Here is a 16,195-nt window from a genome sequence, read left to right as displayed (position 1 = left end):
AGGAGGCGCCAACGTGACCCCTCGCGGGCTGAAGGCGGTGGCACGAAAAGCCGCACTGGTGGTGGTTTTCGGTGCCACCGCACTGGTGTTGAGCGGCTGCAGCTTCACGGAGGCACTGGCTCTGGGCTGGCCGAAGGGCATCACGCCCGAAGCGCACCTGAACCGGGAACTGTGGATTGGCTCGATGATCGCTGCCCTGGTGGTCGGCGGCATCGTCTACCTCATGATCTTCTGGGTGAGCGCCTTCCACCGTAAGAAGGCCTCCGACACCGAGTTGCCACGCCAGTTCGGCTACAACATGCCGCTGGAGCTGGTCCTGACGGTCATCCCGTTCCTCATCATTTCGGTGCTGTTCTACTTCACCGTCGTGGTCCAGGAGCAGATGGTGGCCAAGGAGGACAACCCCGAGGTCGTCGTCGACGTCACGGCGTTCCAGTGGAACTGGAAGTTCGGGTACAACAAGGTCAACTTCGCCGACGGCACGATGACCTACGACGGGGTCGACGAGGCGCGCAGCGCCGCCATCGCCTCCCGCCCCGGTGAAGAGGGTGCGGGCGCCGTGGGTGAGTCGGAAGAGGCCCGCCCGGAGCAGGGCGTGATCGCCGGCCAGAACACCGAGGAGCGCAGCTACCTGGCGTTCGACCGGATCGAGACGCTGGGCACCAGCAACGAGGTTCCGATCCTGGTGCTGCCGTCCGAGAAGCGCATCGAGTTCCGGCTGGCCTCGGCCGACGTGGTGCATTCCTTCTGGGTGCCGGAGTTCCTGTTCAAGCGGGATGTGAACCCGAACCCGCAGCAGAACAACTCCGACAACATCTTCCAGATCAGCGAGATCACCGAGGACGGGGCCTTCGTGGGTCGTTGCGCGGAGTTCTGCGGCATTTACCACGCGATGATGAACTTCGAGGTCCGGGTGGTCCCGCCGAACGACTTCAAGGCGTACCTGAACCAGCGCATGGCGGGCAGGACGAACGCCGAGGCGCTGATCGCCATTAACCAGCCACCCACCGCCGTCACGACCAAGCCGTTCGACACACGGCGCGGCGAGATGGCCCCGCAAGCGAACAGGTAGGACTTCTCGATGCACATCGAAGCCAGGTTGTTCGAGGTCCTCACGGCGTTCTTCGCTCTCGCCGCTGTCGTGTACGCCACGCTGACCGCGATGTTCGGCGGCGGCGGCGTGGAGTGGGCGGGTACCACCGCGCTGGTGCTGACCACTGGGCTGACCCTCATCGTCGGCACGTTCTTCCGGTTCATCGCCCGGCGCCTCGACACCCGGCCCGAGGACTACGAGGACGCCGAGATCAGCGACGGCGCCGGTGAACTCGGCTTCTTCGCGCCGCACAGCTGGTGGCCGATCATGATCGCGCTGTCCTTCTCCACCGCCGCGGTCGGCGCCGCGCTGTGGCTACCGTGGCTGATCGTGGCGGGCATCGTGTTCGTGCTCACGTCGGCCGCCGGCCTGGTCTTCGAGTACTACTGGGGCCCTGAGAAGCACTGACCCGGCGCTCGCGCGGGCCCAAAGATCACGAAACGGGCAACACCTGGCCGGCGAACCGCGCTGTGACGGACGACGGTCACCCGCCGTTGGGTAGTGTTTGCCCCGGCGCGGTGAGCGGTCGAGGCCGCATGTCCGCGCCGGTGACGCAGTCGAGAAGGAATAGGCGTAGATGAGCGGGCCGAACCCCCCAGGGCCGGGCTCGCCGGGACCCGACCAGCCCGAGCGGGACGGCGGTAGGCACTCGGCACCCGACGACGCGACCGAACAGGTCGACGCGGCCGAGGCACCGGCCGCCTCGGGTGCGACGGAGTCCTACTCCCAGGCGTACTCCGCCCCGGAATCAGAACAGTTCACCAGCGGACCCTATGTGCCCGCGGACCCGGCGCTGTACGACTACGACAGCTATGAGCCGGCGTCCGACCTCGGCGACGAGCCGGCTCCGCCCCGCTGGCCGTGGATCGTCGGTGTCACCGCGATCATCGCCGCGATCTCTCTGGTGGTGTCGGTGGCGCTGTTGGTGACCGAGACCAACACCGATCAGTTGGCCACCCCGGCGACCACCACGACGACGCCTCCGCCCCCCGTGCAGGATGAGATCACCACGACCACCACGCCGCCACCGCCGTCGCCGACGACGACCGAGCCTCCGCCACCACCGCCTCCGCCGGAGACCGTGACGGTCACCGAGCCGCCGCCTCCAGCGCCGCCGGCCGAGGCGCCACCGCCGCCTCCGCCGCAACAGACCACGACACCGCCGCCTCCGCCGCCGACCACCACGACTCCCGCCGGTCCCCGGCAGGTGACCTACTCGGTGACGGGGACGAAGGCGCCGGGAGACATCATCACCGTCACCTACGTCGACGCGTCCGGACGCCGCAGGACCCAGCGCAACGTCTACATCCCCTGGTCGCTGACCGTCACCCCGATCTCCCAGTCGGAGGTGGGATCGGTGCAGGCTTCGAGCCTGTTCCTGGTCAGCAAGCTGAACTGTTCGATCACGACGAGCGACGGCACGGTGCTGTCCGCCAACAACGGCAACGCCGCACAGACGAGTTGCTGATGACATACCCGGGCGACACCGTGTCCGCCACGCGGCCGGACACCGGCGACGTGGACAACCTGGACCGCATCCTCCTCGGCGCGGGCGGTGCCGTGTGGTTGACCGCACTGGGCACCGGTGTCGCGGCGACTGTCGCGCTGGCGGACCTCGCCGGGGCGTCGGCGCCCGCCGCCGACGGCGGCACGCCGTGGCTTCTGTACGGCGTCATCGGCGTCTCCGCTGTCGTCATCGCCGCAGCCGTGCCGCTGTTGCTGCGAGCGCGTCGCAATGCTGCGGGCGAGCCCGCACCGCTGACCGTGCAGCGGGCTGGCACCATGGCGGGGCAGGGAAGTGCGGCCCGCACCGCCGAATCGCCGACGGAAAAGCTCAACGTCGCCGCCCTCCGTGAGGTGCCGCCCCGGCTGCACGCTGGGCCCGGGAATGCCCGCGTCGAGCAACTCTGGCGGCGTTGCGCGCTGGTCATCGCGATCGCCATGGGAGCTGCGATGGTGGTGATCGGGATGGCGACCTATCTGATGGCCGTCGGCGACGACATCGCCTCATGGGTGCTCTACGGCCTGGCGGCGGTCATCACGCTGGCCATGCCGGTGGCGCCGTGGTGGTATCTGCGCGAGATCCGCGTCCTGCGGCAACCGGCTGCCTGACACCTGGTCGAGTTCCGTCTCGCAGGCCGAGGCGGCCGGCCCATACCGCGACGACTCATACACCACACGACGAACGGCCGCAGCGATCGCAAGGATCGCAGCGGCCGTGTCGTCGTCGGACTCTAGTGGTGACCGTTCGCCGAACCGTCGCCGTCGCCGTCACCGTCGGTGGAACCGTTGGCGCCCTGCCGAGCCTGCAGAGCGGTCAGCGCCCGGCGGTGCGAGGCGTGCGCCGCCTCGGTCAGCGCCTCGTGCTCGACGATCGGGTCGGCGAACAGGAAGCTGCCGCTGCCCGGCGCTCCGCCGAGCCCCAGCTTGTTCATCCGCTTGGGCAGCGGAGCGCCCTGGTACTCCAGCGGAATCGGATGGCCGTGCTCGTCGACCGGTCCGAGCGGTTGGTGCAGCTCGATGTACGCACCGTGCGGCAGCCGCTTGATGATCCCTGTCTCGATACCGTGCTCGAGCACCTCACGGTCGCTGCGCTGCAACGACACCGCCCAGCGATAGGCGACGAAGTACACGATCGCCGGCAGCACCACCATGCCGATCCGGCCGATCCACGTCGTCGCATTGAGGGAGATCTGGAACTTGAGCGCGATGATGTCGTTCATGCATACGAGCGTCATCAACAGGTAGAAAGAGATCGCCATCGCGCCGATCGCCGTGCGGACCGGAGCGTCACGCGGACGCTGCAACAGGTTGTGGTGGGCGTCGTCCCCGGTGAGCCGCTTCTCCAGGAACGGATACACCGTCAGCAATCCGAGGATCAGGCCCATCAGCACCGCGATCCACACCGGCTGCGGGATGGTGTAGTCGCCGATGTAGAACTCCCATGGCGGCCAGATCCGGAGCAGGCCGTCGGTCCACATCATGTAAAAGTCGGGTTGGCTGCCCGCCGACACCTGAGAAGGCTTGTACGGGCCGAGAGCCCAGATCGGATTGATCTGCAGCAGTCCGCCCATCAGGCCGAGGACACCGACGGTCACCGCGAAGAACGCGCCGGACTTCACCGCGAACACCGGCATCACACGTACGCCGACGACGTTCTTCTCGGTGCGACCGGGACCGGGGAACTGGGTGTGCTTCTGGAACCACACCAGCGCCAGGTGCGCGGCAATGAGCGCGAGCATGATGCCCGGGATCAGCAGGATGTGCAGCGCATAGAGCCGCGGGATGATGATCGTGCCGGGGAAGTCGCCACCGAACATGGCCCAGTGCATCCAGGTGCCGACCACCGGGATGCCCATGGTGATCCCGGACAGGGCCGCCCGCAGGCCGGTGCCGGACAGCAGGTCGTCGGGCAGCGAGTAGCCGAAGAAGCCCTCGAACATGGCCAGGATCAGCAGCAGCGCGCCGATCACCCAGTTGGCTTCACGCGGTCGCCGGAACGCGCCGGTGAAGAAGATGCGGGCCAGGTGGACCATGATCGACGCTGCGAACAGCAGCGCCGCCCAGTGGTGGATCTGCCGGACGAACAGGCCGCCGCGCACCTCGAAGCTGATGTCGAGGGTGGTTTCGTAGGCTCGCGACATCGTGATGCCGCGCAGCGGCTGGTACACACCGTCGTAGACGACCTCGGACATCGACGGGTCGAAGAACAGGGTCAGCCACGTGCCGGTGATCAGCAGGACGATGAAGCTGTACAAGGCGATCTCACCCAGCAGGAACGACCAGTGGGTGGGGAAGACCTTGTTCAGCTGCCGGCGGACGGCCGCCGACGGGTGGTAGCGCGAATCGATCGCCTCACCCTGGGCGGCAAGCCGGGCGGCCATCTTGGAACCACTCTGTGCACTCATGTTGTCTTCCGTTCCCAGAATGCAGGCCCGACGGGCTCGGGGAAGTCGCCGTTGGCGACCAGGTATCCGTCCTGGTCAATGGTGATGGGTAGCTGTGCGAGGGCGCGCGCCGCCGGACCGAATATCGGTCTCGCGAAGTGCAGCGCGTCGAACTGCGACTGGTGGCAGGGGCAGAGAATCCGGTTGGTCTGCTGCTCGTAGAGCGACGCGGGGCAACCCAGGTGCGAGCAGATCTTCGTATAGGCGAACAACTCGCCGAAGTTGAAGCTCTCCTGGCCCTGACGCTTGACCACCTTCTGCATGTCCTCGGGCCGAAGACGGATCAGTATCACGGGATTACGCACCCCCATGAGGATCGCGTTGAGCCGGTGGTGCGATTCGACCGTCGTACCGTCACCGTCCGAATCACGCCATGGATAGACGGTCTCCATGCCTCCTGCGTCGAGATCCTCCGGCCGGATCTTGGCGAATGCCGAACCATGCCCGGTGTTGCCGGTGGCCCGGGCGAGGTAGATGGTCTCGCCCTGGAAACGCGGCGTCCAATCCGAGGTCCACAGCACCGCCTTGGCGCCCTCGGCGGTCGGCACCACCGGTTTCCAGGGGTTCTTGATCAGGCCGCCGATGAACGCCACCGCCGTGCCGAGGCCGAACGCGCCGAGCCCGACGCCGAGCGACAGACCGATCATCTTGCGACGCCGGATCGTCGAACCCTCGAGGGCGTCGGTCAGGTTAGCCGCGACCGTCTTGCGTTGGATCTCGGGTGAGGCACCGTCGTGGCGGTCCTGGATCGAGATCTCCTCGGGGATGAACCGCTTCTGGTAGAGCACCGCGCCGATCCCGATCGCGAGGATCGACAGTCCGAAGAACAACCCGTATAGCGGTGTCGTGAGCGAGTACAGGAACTCGTTTTCGGAGCCGTAGGGCTGGTACTCCCACGGCCAGAACAGGAAGACCAGCAGCAGAACCAGGCCGGACACGCCGCCGATCAGCAGCCACGTCGCGACCGAACGCTCCGCACGCTTCTCGGCGCGTGTGCCCGGGACCGGCCAGCGCGGCTCCTTGAATACGGTCTCGACGCCGTCGAGCTTGCCACCGAGTTCGACGAGCTCCTCACGTGACATGGTCGCCAGTTCGGCATCGGTGGGCTGGCCCGGCACGCCGGCGTGGCCGGGTGCGTCGGTGCCCTTGGGCGCATCAGCGGGCGTGTTGGCAGCTGCCCGGCGTTCGTCGTCGCTCAGTTCGTCATCCATCCGTTCGTCATTCACGCGCGTGCCCCGATCCACAGAGCCGCGCCGATGACGGCCACCATGCCGATGATCCATGCCGCCATGCCTTCGGACGTCGGCCCGAATCCGCCGAGCCCGTAACCGCCGGGCGGCGGTGTCTTCCGCGATTCCTCCACATAGGCGACGATGTCGCGCTTCTCCTCCGGTGACAGCTGGCGGTCGGAAAACTTGGGCATGTTCTGCGGACCGGTCTGCATCGCGGTGTATACCTGGGCGGGGGAAGCTTTGATTTCAGGTGCGTACTTTCCCGACGACAGGGCGCCGCCCCGGCCGGTGAAGTTGTGGCACGACGCGCAATTCAGCCGGAACAGGTCACCGCCACGGGCGACGTTGTCACCGATCAGCGACTCGTTGGCGATCTCGCCGTTCTCGTCGCGGGGGACGACGGGGCCGCCACCGTTGGCCTGCACGTAGGCGCCGAGCGCATCGGTCTGCGCCTCGTCGAAGACAGCCGGCTTGTCCGGTGCCTGGGCCTCGTTGCGGCGTGCGGGCATGCGGCCGGTCGAGACCTGGAAGTACACCGCCGCCTCGCCGACACCGATCAGGCTCGGCCCACGGTCGGGCACGCCCTGCAGGTTGCTGCCGTGGCAAGTCACACAGGACATGTCGTAGAGCTCTTTGCCGGTGCGCAGCAGCGCCGACTGCGACTCGTCGGCCACCGCCACCTGCGGTGCCGGCGTCAGCGTGGCGGCGACACCGCCCGCGACACCAAGTCCGACCAGCAGCAGCACCGCGGCCGACAGGCGCCGGCGAAACCGTCGGCGGGACTTGCTGATCATCGAACCCCTTCTCGTCGGCTGAAGACCCTGTGAGCTCATCGGACTCGAGCTCATCGGACCCGAGCTCATCGGACTCGAGCTCATCGGACTCGAGCTCATCGGACTCGAGCTCATCGGACCCGAGCTCATCGGACGAAGTAGATGGTCGCGAACAGCGCGATCCACACGATGTCGACGAAGTGCCAGTAGTACGACACGACGATCGCCGCGGTTGCCTGTGCCGGGGTGAACTTGCTCATCTTGGTGCGCGCGAGCAGGAACACGAACGCGACCAGACCGCCGATCACGTGCAGACCGTGGAATCCGGTGGTGATGTAGAACACCGAGCCGTAGGCGCTGCCGGCGATCGTGGTGCCCTCGTGCACGAGGTTGAGGTACTCGTAACCCTGGCCCAGCACGAAGAACAGACCCATCAGGAAGGTCGCGACGTACCAGCGGCGCAGGCCGAAGACGTCACCACGCTCGGCGGCGAACACACCCATCTGGCAGGTGAACGACGACGCGATCAGCACCAGCGTGACGGGTACCGCCAACGCCAGGTTGAGTTCGGTCGGCGGGGGCGGCCACTCGCCGCCTGCCTGGGCGCGTGCGGTGAAGTACATCGCGAACAGGCCAGCAAAGAACATGAGTTCACTGGAAAGCCACACGATGGTGCCGACACTGACCATATTCGGCCTGTTCAGCGAATGCACGCGCGAAGTGATCGCGGTTCCCGAGGTCCCAACAGCACTCGTCACACCGAAAGTATGACGCTTTGTAGTTGTCGAACTCCACCCGGGTCGCCTATTCGTCATAAGTGTCGTTCGCGACGAACGGGCGGACCTCTGGGAAGTTCTCGGCGGCCGTGGGAACATCGGCGCGTGACTGATACTCCCACGTGGCCGTCGATCCTGGGGCGGTTGACCACCGGACAGAATCTGGTGACAGGGCAAGCGGGCTGGGCGATGGACCAGATCATGACTGGCGCGGCCACCCCGGCCCAGATCGCGGGATTCGCGGTGGCGATGAAACTGAAGCGCCCGACGTCCGCGGAAGTCACCGAACTGGCCGACGTTATGCTCAAGCACGCGCGCCGCATCCCGACCGAGACCATCGGCACCGAGACGGTCGACATCGTCGGCACCGGAGGCGACGGCGCCAACACCGTGAACCTGTCCACGATGGCGGCGATCGTGGTGGCCGCCGCGGGCGTACCGGTGATGAAGCACGGCAACCGCGCCGCGTCGTCGCTGTCCGGCGGGGCTGACACCCTCGAGGCGCTCGGCGTCCGGATCGACCTCGGTCCCGATCAGGTGGCGGCCTCGGTCGCCGAGGTCGGTATCGGTTTCGCGTTCGCCAACCACTTCCACCCGTCGTACAAACACGCCTCGGTGGTGCGTCGTGAGCTCGGCGTGCCGACGGTGTTCAACCTGCTCGGGCCGCTGACCAACCCCGCACGGCCGCGCGCCGGGCTGATCGGGTGCGCATGGGGGGAGCTCGCAGAGGTGATGGCCGGGGTCTACGCCTCGCGCAACTCCAGCGTGCTGGTGGTGCACGGCGACGACGGCCTCGACGAGCTGACCACGACCACCACGAGCACGATCTGGCGCGTGCAGGCCGGCACCGTGGAGCGGTTGACGTTCGACCCGGCGGCCTTCGGGTTCCAACGGGCCCAGCTGTCCGAACTCGTCGGCGGCGACGCCGAACACAACGCCGCCGAGGTACGGGCGGTGCTCGGCGGCGCCGAGGGCGCCGTGCGCGATGCGGTGGTCCTCAACGCCGCCGGCGCCTTGGTCGCGCACGCCGGACTATCCAGTGACGCCAAATGGGTGCCGGCCTGGGAGGCGGGACTGACCCGTGCCGCCGAGACCATCGACTCCGGAGCGGCCGAAAAGCTGCTCGCGCGTTGGGTGCGGTTCACCCAGAAGCTCTGAGCGGTTTGCCTGTTCGGCGGCCAGGCGTGCCGAGCGGGCGGTATCCGCCCACCCCAGCCAGCGACCCGCCGCGCCGATCGGTGTGGCGTAGCCGGGTTCGCATCGCACGATCCGCACCCCGGGGGTGGTGAGCCAGCGGGCGATGAGCGCGGTCTCCTCGACCAGCGCACCGCCCAGCGGGGCGGGCTCGGGCAGCACCGTCTGCGCCGCGGCGGTCAAGGCGTCGACGACCGGCATCGGCGGCACCCCGCGACGCGCGCAGCCGGCGGCGGCCAGACGCCCGTGCCGTACGACGGCGAGATCCCACCCGCCGCTGTCGGGGCGGGCCGCGACCAGCTCGGTCTGGCCGGCCAGCGCGCGCAGTCGCTGCCCGCGCCATAGCACCTCGATGCCGGTGGCGGCGTGGTCGCGCAGCCGCGCGGCGGACTCGTAGCGATCGGCGGCGGCCAGCTCGGCGATCGCGCCGATCACCGCGGCCAGCGGCGCGTCGTCGCGGCCCTCGACGAGGTCGGCGGCGCGGCGGGGGGCCGGTGCATATGCCGCCGCGTCGATGCCGCGCGGCGCCGGGCACGGCGACAGCTCGCGCTCGGCGCAGGCCGGCCCGTGCCGCGCAGCGCGGGCGAGCCGTGCGGTGCAGGTCCGGACACCGGTGAACCGGGCGAGCACGTCGGCGGTCCGCACCGCGTCCCCGCGGGCCCGGAAAGGTCCGACCGCCGAACCGTGGCGGGGGGCGCGCACGACCGAGAACCGCGGGAACGCCTCATCGGTCAGCACGATCCACCACCAGCGCTGCGGGAACTTGGAACGCCGGTTGTAGGGCGGCGCGTGCGCTGCCAGCAGGCGCAGCTCACGCACGCCCGCCTCGAGCTCGTGGGCGCACTCCACGTGGTCGACGCGGGTGGCCAGCGACGCCATCTCCTTCGTCCGCGCCCTCGGATCGGCGCCGGTGAAGTACTGCCCGACACGGCGGCGCAGGTCCACCGCGGTGCCGACGTAGAGCACCTCGTCACCGGGGCCCCGGAACAGGTACACCCCCGGCCGATGCGGCAGCCCGTCGGCCAGGCGTCGGTTGCGGCGCTGCGCGGGCGTGACGTCGGGCAGGTAGGCGCGCAGGTCGGTGTAGCTGTGCACGCCCTGGTTGCCGATCCGCTCGATCAGCCCGTGCAACACGTCCACCGTGGCGCGGGCGTCGTCGAGGGCTCGGTGGGTCGGGGTCGTCTCGGCGCCGAACAACTGCGCGAGTGCGGACAGCCGCACGCTGGGTGCCTCTTCACGGGTCAGCACGCGGCGCGCCAGCTTGACCGTGCAGAGTACAGGCGGGCGGGGCCAGGTCAGCCGGCACTGTTGGGCCGCCGCCCGCAGGAAGCCGATGTCGAAGCCGGCGTTGTGGGCCACCAGTACCGCACCGCGGGCGAATTCGAGGAATGCGGGCAGCACCGACTCGATGGGCGGCGCGGCGCACACCATCGCCGTGGTGATGCCGGTCAGCGAGACGATCTGCGGGGGTATCGCGCGCCCGGGGTCGACGAGGCTGGCCAGCTCGCCGAGCACCTCACCGCCGCGGACCTTCACCGCGCCGATCTCGGTGATCGCATCTGGACGGTCGCCCGTGGCGCGACCCCCGGTGGTCTCCAGGTCCACGACCACGAACGTGGTGTCGCGCAACGACAGCGACTCCATGTCGAACGACAGCTGTTCGGCCGCGTGCCCGACGGCACCGATGCTGCGCTGACCCATGCGAGGAACGTAGGGAGCGGCACCGACAGCGCGCTGGTGCCACCCGGCCGCGGAGTTGTCGGCCGGCGTGTCGGTGGGCGCCGCTAGCGTGCGGGCACCACCGATCGAGAGGACGGCCACATGGCACAGGGTCACCAACCGCGAAGCCACCAACCGCGAAGCCACCAACCGCGAAGCCACCAACCCCGCTCGGCGGATCCGGGCGTGGAGGCGGAGCCGGTCACCATCGACTGCGACGACTGCGCGGTGCGCGGTCCGGGATGTCGGGACTGTGTCGTCAGTGTGCTGTTGGGGGTTCCCGACATGTTGCTCGCCGACGAACGTCGCGCACTGGAAGCGCTGGCGGAAGGCGGATTGGCGCCGCGATTGCGGCTCGTTCCAGTTCACCGGCAAAACGATGCTGGCGTTGCCTGAGGGGCCGTGCGAGGAGAGAGCGGAAGAAATCGGCCATTGGCACCTGTTAAGTTTGGCCTCCTGTTGGACAACCCCGGTGCCGTTTCGTAACCTATCTGAGACCTTAGAGCAGTTCGAGGCGGCTCGTTACGCCAGTTGAAGGACGCAAATCTTGAGGCTCGTTCGCGCGCAGTGGGGCATTGGTGTTCTTAAGCGACCCGCAGTCAGTGCGATAGCGGCTCTGGCCATGTTCAGTTCAGTGCTGGCCGGCAGCGCGCTGGCCGACCCAGCCGACGATGCGCTGGCAAAGCTCAACGAGTTGTCGCGGCAGGCCGAGCAGACCACCGAGGCCATGCACTCGGCGCAGCTCGAGCTCAACGACAAGCTGGCCGCCCAGCAGGCCGCCGATGCCAAGCATGCCGCCGACCTCGCCGCCGCCGATGAGGCCGAGGCCCAACTGGCCACCTTCCAGTCGGCAGTGAACAAGGTTGCGGCCACCCAATACATGGGCGGTCGCACCGACGGGATGAGCGCGATCCTGACCGCCGACTCGCCGCAGCAGTTCATCGACCAGCTCTCGGTGCAGCGGGCGATGGCGGGCGAGATGGCCGCACGGATGGCGGGCTTCCGCGACGCCACCGCCCGGGCCGCCGCCGCCGAGCAGGCATCGGCGCGGTCCGCCGCCGACGCCAAGACCGCCGCGGAGCAGGCCGCGCAGATCCGCGCCGATCTGCAGAACAAGCAGAGCCGGCTGCAGACCCAGATCGCCGTCGTCAAGTCGCAGTACGAGGCGCTCACGCCCAACCAGCGTGAGGCGCTGGCAGCGCTTCCGCCCGCGCCTGCGGTGCCTCCGCCGGCTGCAGTGCCTCCCACCAACGATCCCGGTGTGCTGGCCGCACCGCCCGGGGCCATCCCGCCGGGTGACATCGCGCCACCGGCGCCCGTCGGAGCCAACCGCGCCGTCGCCGTGCAGGCCGCGCTCAGCCGTATCGGTTCGCCGTACTCGTGGGGTGGATCCGGCCCGAACGCATTCGACTGCTCGGGTCTGGTGATGTGGGCGTTCCAGCAGGAGGGCGTCTCGCTGCCGCATTCCAGCCAGGCGCTGGCCCGCGGGGGGCAGCTGGTGTCGACGGAGCAGATGCAGCCCGGTGACCTCGTCACCTATTACTCGGACGCCTCGCACGTCGGCATCTACATCGGCGACGGGATGATGGTTCACGCGTCGACCTACGGCACCCCGGTGCGTGTGGCTCCGGTGCACAACGCGCCCATCCACAACGTGCGTCGCTACTAGGTCCCGTGGCCACCGGGCCCGGCTCCATCCGACCCCGACGGATACTGCTCGCGCTGCTGCTGGCCGAGTTTCTCTCCGCCGTCCTGCTGCTCACCCGGTTGCAACCGCCGGCCGCGCCGCCGCTCGCCGCCGACGCCGTCGTCGCGCAGCCCACGGCAACCGGCCCCCCCACCATCACCACACAGCTGCCCGACGGCCGCCGCGCGGAGTTCGTCCCACTCGGCGGTACTCGCAGCGCTGCCCTGCTTTCCAGGGTCGTCGCCGAACTCCCGGCCGCCGTCGACGCGGTGACCGACTTCTGGGGACCGGACTGGCGACGCGAGATCGTCATCGTCGCGACGGGGTCGGACCCGCAGTTCGCGGCACTCGCCGGCGGCGGAGCCGACATCGCGGCCGCGACCACCGCCGACCGCATCGTGTTCGCCCCCGGGGCTGCCACGATGACCGACGAATCCCTGCGCACCGTGCTGCGCCACGAAATGTTTCACCACGCGGTGCGGGAGCAGACCGCCGCCGATGCCCCGCGCTGGCTGACCGAAGGCGTCGCCGACTACCTCGCCCGCCCGCGCGACGCGGCAGCGGCACCCGATCCGAGAGCGGCCCTGCCCACCGACAGCGAACTCGACACCCCAGGCCCCACCCGTTCGCTCGCCTACGACCGGGCGTGGCGGTTCGCCGCCTATGTCGCCGATCGCTACGGCCCCGAACGGTTGCGGGGGCTGTATGTGCGGGCGTGCGGGCCCGGCCACCATGACCTGGCCACCTCGGTGCGAGACACGCTGGGATCCGACCTCGATGAGGTGCTGGTCGGCTGGCGGCAGTGGCGGCAGGGCTAGCCCGCTCCGATGTCCCGAATCCTGCTGGTGACCAACGACTTTCCGCCCCGCCCCGGCGGCATCCAAAACTACCTCGAGGCTTTCGTCGACCATGTGGTGGCGGCGGGTGCCCACGAGGTGACCGTTTACGCCCCGGCGTGGAAGAACGCCGCGGACTACGACCGCGCAGCCGTGTTCGAGGTGGTCCGCCACCCCGGCACCCTGATGCTGCCCGAACCGTCGGTGGCCGGGCGGATGCGCGGCCTCGTCGTCAGCCACGACATCGACACCGTCTGGTTCGGTGCGGCCGCGCCGCTGGCCCTGCTCACGCCGGTCGCCCGGCGGGCCGGCGCCGACCGGGCGATCGCCAGCACGCACGGCCACGAAGTGGGCTGGTCGATGCTGCCGGTGGCACGCACGGCGCTGCGCCGCATCGGCGAAGCCACCGACGTGGTGACCTTCGTCAGCCGCTACACGCGCGCCCGGTTCGCCGGCGCGTTCGGACCGCGCGCCGCGCTCGAACACCTCCCGCCCGGGGTGGACACCGACCGGTTCACCCCCGATCCGGCCGCGCGGGCGGAGCTGCGGACCCGCTATGGCCTCGGGGACCGCCCGGTGGTCGTCTGCCTGTCCCGTCTTGTGCCCCGCAAGGGACAGGACACGCTGATCAAGGCGATGCCCGCGCTCCGGCGGCGAGTGCCGGGCGCGGCGCTGGTGGTCGTCGGCGGCGGTCCGTATCGCAGCACGCTGCAACGCCTCGCCCAACAGCACGGCGTCGGGGAGCATGTGCGGTTCACCGGCGGCGTCCCCGGCGAGGAACTGCCCGCTCACCATGCGATGGCCGACGTATTCGCGATGCCGTGCCGCACCCGCGGCGCCGGCCTGGACGTGGAAGGGCTCGGCATCGTCTATCTCGAGGCCTCCTCGAGCGGTGTGCCGGTGGTGGCGGGACGCTCAGGCGGTGCCCCGGAGACCGTCCGCAACGGTGAGACCGGGCTGGTCGTCGACGGCACCGACGTCGGTGCGGTGGCCGCCGCGGTCGGCGATCTGCTCGCCGATCCTGCGCGCGCCGCCGCGATGGGCGCCGAGGGCAGGCGGTGGGCGCTGCAGAAGTGGCAGTGGCCTACACGCGCGGCCCGGCTCTCCGAACTGCTCTAGCCGCTGTACAGCGCCTCGATGTCGGCGGCGAACTTCTCGGCGACCACGTTGCGTTTGACCTTCAGCGTCGGGGTGAGCTCACCGCTGTCCTCGGTGAAGTCCACCGGAAGGATGCGGAACCTGCGGATAGCCTCGGCTCTCGACACCGCCTGGTTGGCCTGTTTGACCGCGGTGTCGATCTCGGCCACCAGATCCGGGTCGGTTGCGAGGTCGCCGACCGAGGCGCCGCTGTCCTTACCGTTGCGCTGTTTCCAGCCCTCGAACGCCTCGGGGTCGATCGTGATCAAGGCACCCACGAACGGTCGGGCATCGCCGACGGCCATCGCCTGGCTGATCAGCGGATGCGCCCGCAGCTGGTCCTCCAGGATGGCCGGCGCCACGTTCTTGCCGCCGGCGGTCACGATGATTTCTTTCTTGCGGCCGATGATCGTGAGGAATCCCTCATCGTCGATCGCGCCGAGGTCTCCGGTGTGGAACCAGCCGTCGGTGAAGGCCTTCGCGGTCTCATCCTCGTTTCGCCAGTAGCCGCTGAACACCACACCGCCGGAGACCAGCAACTCGCCGTCGTCGCCGAGCCGCATGCTGTTGCCCGGTAGCAGCTTGCCCACCGAACCGATCTTGATGTCGTCGACCCGGTTGACGGTGATCGCAGCGCTGGTTTCGGTCAGCCCGTATCCCTCGTAGATGGTCAGCCCGACGCCGCGATAGAAGTGGCCGAGGCGAGTGCCAAGCGGTGCGCCACCCGAGATCGCCGCGCGGCATTCGCCGCCGAGTGCCGCGCGCAGCTTGCCGTAGACGAGGCGGTCGAACAGCGCGTGCCTGGCGCGCAGCAGCAGCCCGGGCCCGCCGGAGTCCATGGCGTTGCTGTACTCGATCGCCGTCGCGGCGGCGACGTCGAAGATGCGGCCTCTACCGTCGCTGCGGGCGTTCTGCTCGGCGGTGTTGTAGACCTTCTCGAACACTCGCGGCACCGACACCACCAGCGTCGGCTTGAACACGCCGAACATCGGGACGAGGTTCTTGATGTCGCTGGTGAAACCGAGAGTGACCTTGTTGGCGAACGCGGCGATGGTGATGGCGCGGGCCAATACGTGAGCCAGCGGCAGGAACACCAGCATCCGCTCACCCTTGGCGAGCTGAGTCTCGAAGCAGCTCTTGGCGCCGCGGATCTCGTAGACCAGGTTGGCGTGGGTGAGCTGGCACCCCTTCGGCTTTCCGGTGGTGCCCGAGGTGTAGATCATGGTGGCCGGTTGGGCGGACCGGATGCCGGCCAGCCGGTTGTCGAGTTCCTCGGGCGCCACCTCCCTGCCCGCCTCGGCCAGCGCCTGGAGCGCACCGGCGCCCGAACTTTCGATGCGCAGCACCGTGCGCAGTTCGGGAAGCCCACCCCGGAGCTGTTCGATCTTCTCGGCGTGGGCGTCGTTCTCCGCGATCACCAGCACCGCGCCCGAGTCCGAGAGCACCCAGCGGACCTGCTCGGCTGATGACGTCTCGTAGACGGGGACGGTCAGCGCGCCGACGGCTAGGATCGCGAAGTCGATGATCGGCCACTCGTAGCGGGTCGCCGAGAGCAACGCGACACGATCACCGGGCTGCACGCCCGACGCGATCAAACCGAGCGCGGTGGAACGGATCTGGGCCGCAGCCTCGGCACACGTCACATCCGTCCAGGCGCCGTCGACCAATCGGCGGAAGATGACATGGCCGGGGTCGTCGCGCTCATGGTCGAAGACAGCACTGACGACGCTGTCGCGCTCACCCACCGTGAAGGTTGCGGGCACACTGAACTCAGGCACATATCCAGCGTAGTCGGCCGCTG

At 68.9% G+C, this 16,195-nt stretch carries 14 protein-coding genes and 1 pseudogene; 9 read left to right on the top strand and 6 right to left on the bottom strand.

Annotated features, from left to right (window positions below; genetic code table 11):
* The first annotated feature begins 13 nt into the window (after positions 1-13).
* From ctaC to G6N07_RS11855, 4 genes are all read left to right on the top strand, one after another.
* Entirely contained in the window at positions 14-1,072 is a 1,059-nt protein-coding gene (gene ctaC, locus G6N07_RS11870) for an aa3-type cytochrome oxidase subunit II (RefSeq protein WP_085191250.1), read from the top strand.
* Between the two features lie 9 nt (positions 1,073-1,081).
* Positions 1,082-1,501 carry a cytochrome c oxidase subunit 4 gene (locus G6N07_RS11865; protein WP_085191249.1) on the top strand — a complete coding sequence of 140 codons (420 nt, stop codon included), beginning with the start codon at positions 1,082-1,084 and terminating at the stop codon, positions 1,499-1,501.
* A gap of 169 nt (positions 1,502-1,670) precedes the next feature.
* Entirely contained in the window at positions 1,671-2,561 is an 891-nt protein-coding gene (locus tag G6N07_RS11860; protein WP_085191247.1) for an MmpS family transport accessory protein, read from the top strand.
* A complete protein-coding gene (locus G6N07_RS11855) occupies positions 2,561-3,205 on the top strand; it encodes a DUF2561 family protein (protein WP_085191245.1) in 645 nt (214 codons plus the stop codon). The genes G6N07_RS11860 and G6N07_RS11855 overlap by 1 nt, the downstream gene beginning before the upstream one ends.
* Before the next feature lie 122 nt (positions 3,206-3,327).
* Here the strand turns inward: G6N07_RS11855 and qcrB are convergent, their stop codons facing one another.
* The 4 genes from qcrB to ctaE all read right to left on the bottom strand — a co-directional run bounded on the left by qcrB (position 3,328) and on the right by ctaE (position 7,803).
* Positions 3,328-5,001 carry a cytochrome bc1 complex cytochrome b subunit gene (gene qcrB, locus G6N07_RS11850; RefSeq protein WP_085191243.1) on the bottom strand — a complete coding sequence of 558 codons (1,674 nt, stop codon included), beginning with the start codon at positions 4,999-5,001 and terminating at the stop codon, positions 3,328-3,330.
* Entirely contained in the window at positions 4,998-6,251 is a 1,254-nt protein-coding gene (gene qcrA / locus G6N07_RS11845; RefSeq protein ID WP_085191430.1) for a cytochrome bc1 complex Rieske iron-sulfur subunit, read from the bottom strand. Before qcrA ends, qcrB begins: the two co-directional genes overlap by 4 nt.
* 11 nt (positions 6,252-6,262) lie before the next feature.
* Positions 6,263-7,066 (bottom strand): cytochrome bc1 complex diheme cytochrome c subunit, encoded by an 804-nt coding sequence (gene qcrC, locus G6N07_RS11840; RefSeq protein WP_085191241.1) that lies wholly within the window; start codon positions 7,064-7,066, stop codon positions 6,263-6,265.
* Between the two features lie 125 nt (positions 7,067-7,191).
* Complete coding sequence (gene ctaE / locus G6N07_RS11835; protein ID WP_085191239.1) at positions 7,192-7,803, bottom strand: aa3-type cytochrome oxidase subunit III; 612 nt, start codon at positions 7,801-7,803, stop codon at positions 7,192-7,194.
* Between the two features lie 87 nt (positions 7,804-7,890).
* On the opposite strand from ctaE, the gene trpD reads away from it, so the two are divergent.
* Positions 7,891-8,979, top strand: coding sequence for an anthranilate phosphoribosyltransferase (gene trpD, locus G6N07_RS11830; protein ID WP_235849777.1), 1,089 nt, complete (start codon positions 7,891-7,893; stop codon positions 8,977-8,979).
* Here trpD and G6N07_RS11825 read toward each other — a convergent pair.
* A pseudogene (locus tag G6N07_RS11825) lies at positions 8,917-10,716 on the bottom strand (DEDD exonuclease domain-containing protein); the annotation flags it as partial. The gene trpD and the pseudogene G6N07_RS11825 overlap by 63 nt on opposite strands.
* A gap of 120 nt (positions 10,717-10,836) precedes the next feature.
* Here G6N07_RS11825 and G6N07_RS19960 point away from each other — a divergent pair.
* From G6N07_RS19960 to G6N07_RS11805, 4 genes are all read left to right on the top strand, one after another.
* Complete coding sequence (locus G6N07_RS19960; RefSeq protein WP_085191234.1) at positions 10,837-11,130, top strand: hypothetical protein; 294 nt, start codon at positions 10,837-10,839, stop codon at positions 11,128-11,130.
* Between the two features lie 151 nt (positions 11,131-11,281).
* On the top strand, positions 11,282-12,403 hold the full coding sequence (ripC, locus tag G6N07_RS11815; protein ID WP_085191232.1) for a peptidoglycan hydrolase RipC: 1,122 nt from the start codon (positions 11,282-11,284) through the stop codon (positions 12,401-12,403).
* 5 nt (positions 12,404-12,408) lie between these two features.
* A complete protein-coding gene (locus G6N07_RS11810) occupies positions 12,409-13,239 on the top strand; it encodes a peptidase (RefSeq protein ID WP_085191230.1) in 831 nt (276 codons plus the stop codon).
* A 9-nt stretch (positions 13,240-13,248) separates the two neighbouring features.
* A complete protein-coding gene (locus G6N07_RS11805) occupies positions 13,249-14,376 on the top strand; it encodes a glycosyltransferase family 4 protein (protein ID WP_085191228.1) in 1,128 nt (375 codons plus the stop codon).
* On the opposite strand, the gene G6N07_RS11800 is transcribed toward G6N07_RS11805, so the two are convergent.
* Entirely contained in the window at positions 14,373-16,172 is a 1,800-nt protein-coding gene (locus G6N07_RS11800; RefSeq protein ID WP_085191226.1) for an AMP-dependent synthetase/ligase, read from the bottom strand. The two genes, G6N07_RS11805 and G6N07_RS11800, sit on opposite strands and share 4 nt — an antisense overlap.
* Positions 16,173-16,195 lie beyond the last annotated feature (23 nt).

Source organism: Mycolicibacterium doricum (genome assembly GCF_010728155.1).
GTDB lineage: Bacteria > Actinomycetota > Actinomycetes > Mycobacteriales > Mycobacteriaceae > Mycobacterium > Mycobacterium doricum.
The sequence above is the reverse complement of the archived record's forward strand: the minus strand, read 5'-3'. Positions and strand labels throughout refer to the sequence as shown.

Excerpts from the sequence above, each read along its gene's own strand:
- G6N07_RS11860 (WP_085191247.1), top strand. The coding sequence starts at position 1,671 with ATGAGCGGGCCGAACCCCCCAGGGCCGGGCTCGCCGGGACCCGACCAG.
- G6N07_RS11865 (WP_085191249.1), top strand. The coding sequence starts at position 1,082 with ATGCACATCGAAGCCAGGTTGTTCGAGGTCCTCACGGCGTTCTTCGCT.
- G6N07_RS11805 (WP_085191228.1), top strand. The coding sequence starts at position 13,249 with ATGTCCCGAATCCTGCTGGTGACCAACGACTTTCCGCCCCGCCCCGGC.
- qcrA (WP_085191430.1), bottom strand. The coding sequence starts at position 6,251 with ATGGATGACGAACTGAGCGACGACGAACGCCGGGCAGCTGCCAACACG.
- G6N07_RS19960 (WP_085191234.1), top strand. The coding sequence starts at position 10,837 with ATGGCACAGGGTCACCAACCGCGAAGCCACCAACCGCGAAGCCACCAA.
- qcrB (WP_085191243.1), bottom strand. The coding sequence starts at position 5,001 with ATGAGTGCACAGAGTGGTTCCAAGATGGCCGCCCGGCTTGCCGCCCAG.
- qcrC (WP_085191241.1), bottom strand. The coding sequence starts at position 7,066 with ATGATCAGCAAGTCCCGCCGACGGTTTCGCCGGCGCCTGTCGGCCGCG.
- G6N07_RS11855 (WP_085191245.1), top strand. The coding sequence starts at position 2,561 with ATGACATACCCGGGCGACACCGTGTCCGCCACGCGGCCGGACACCGGC.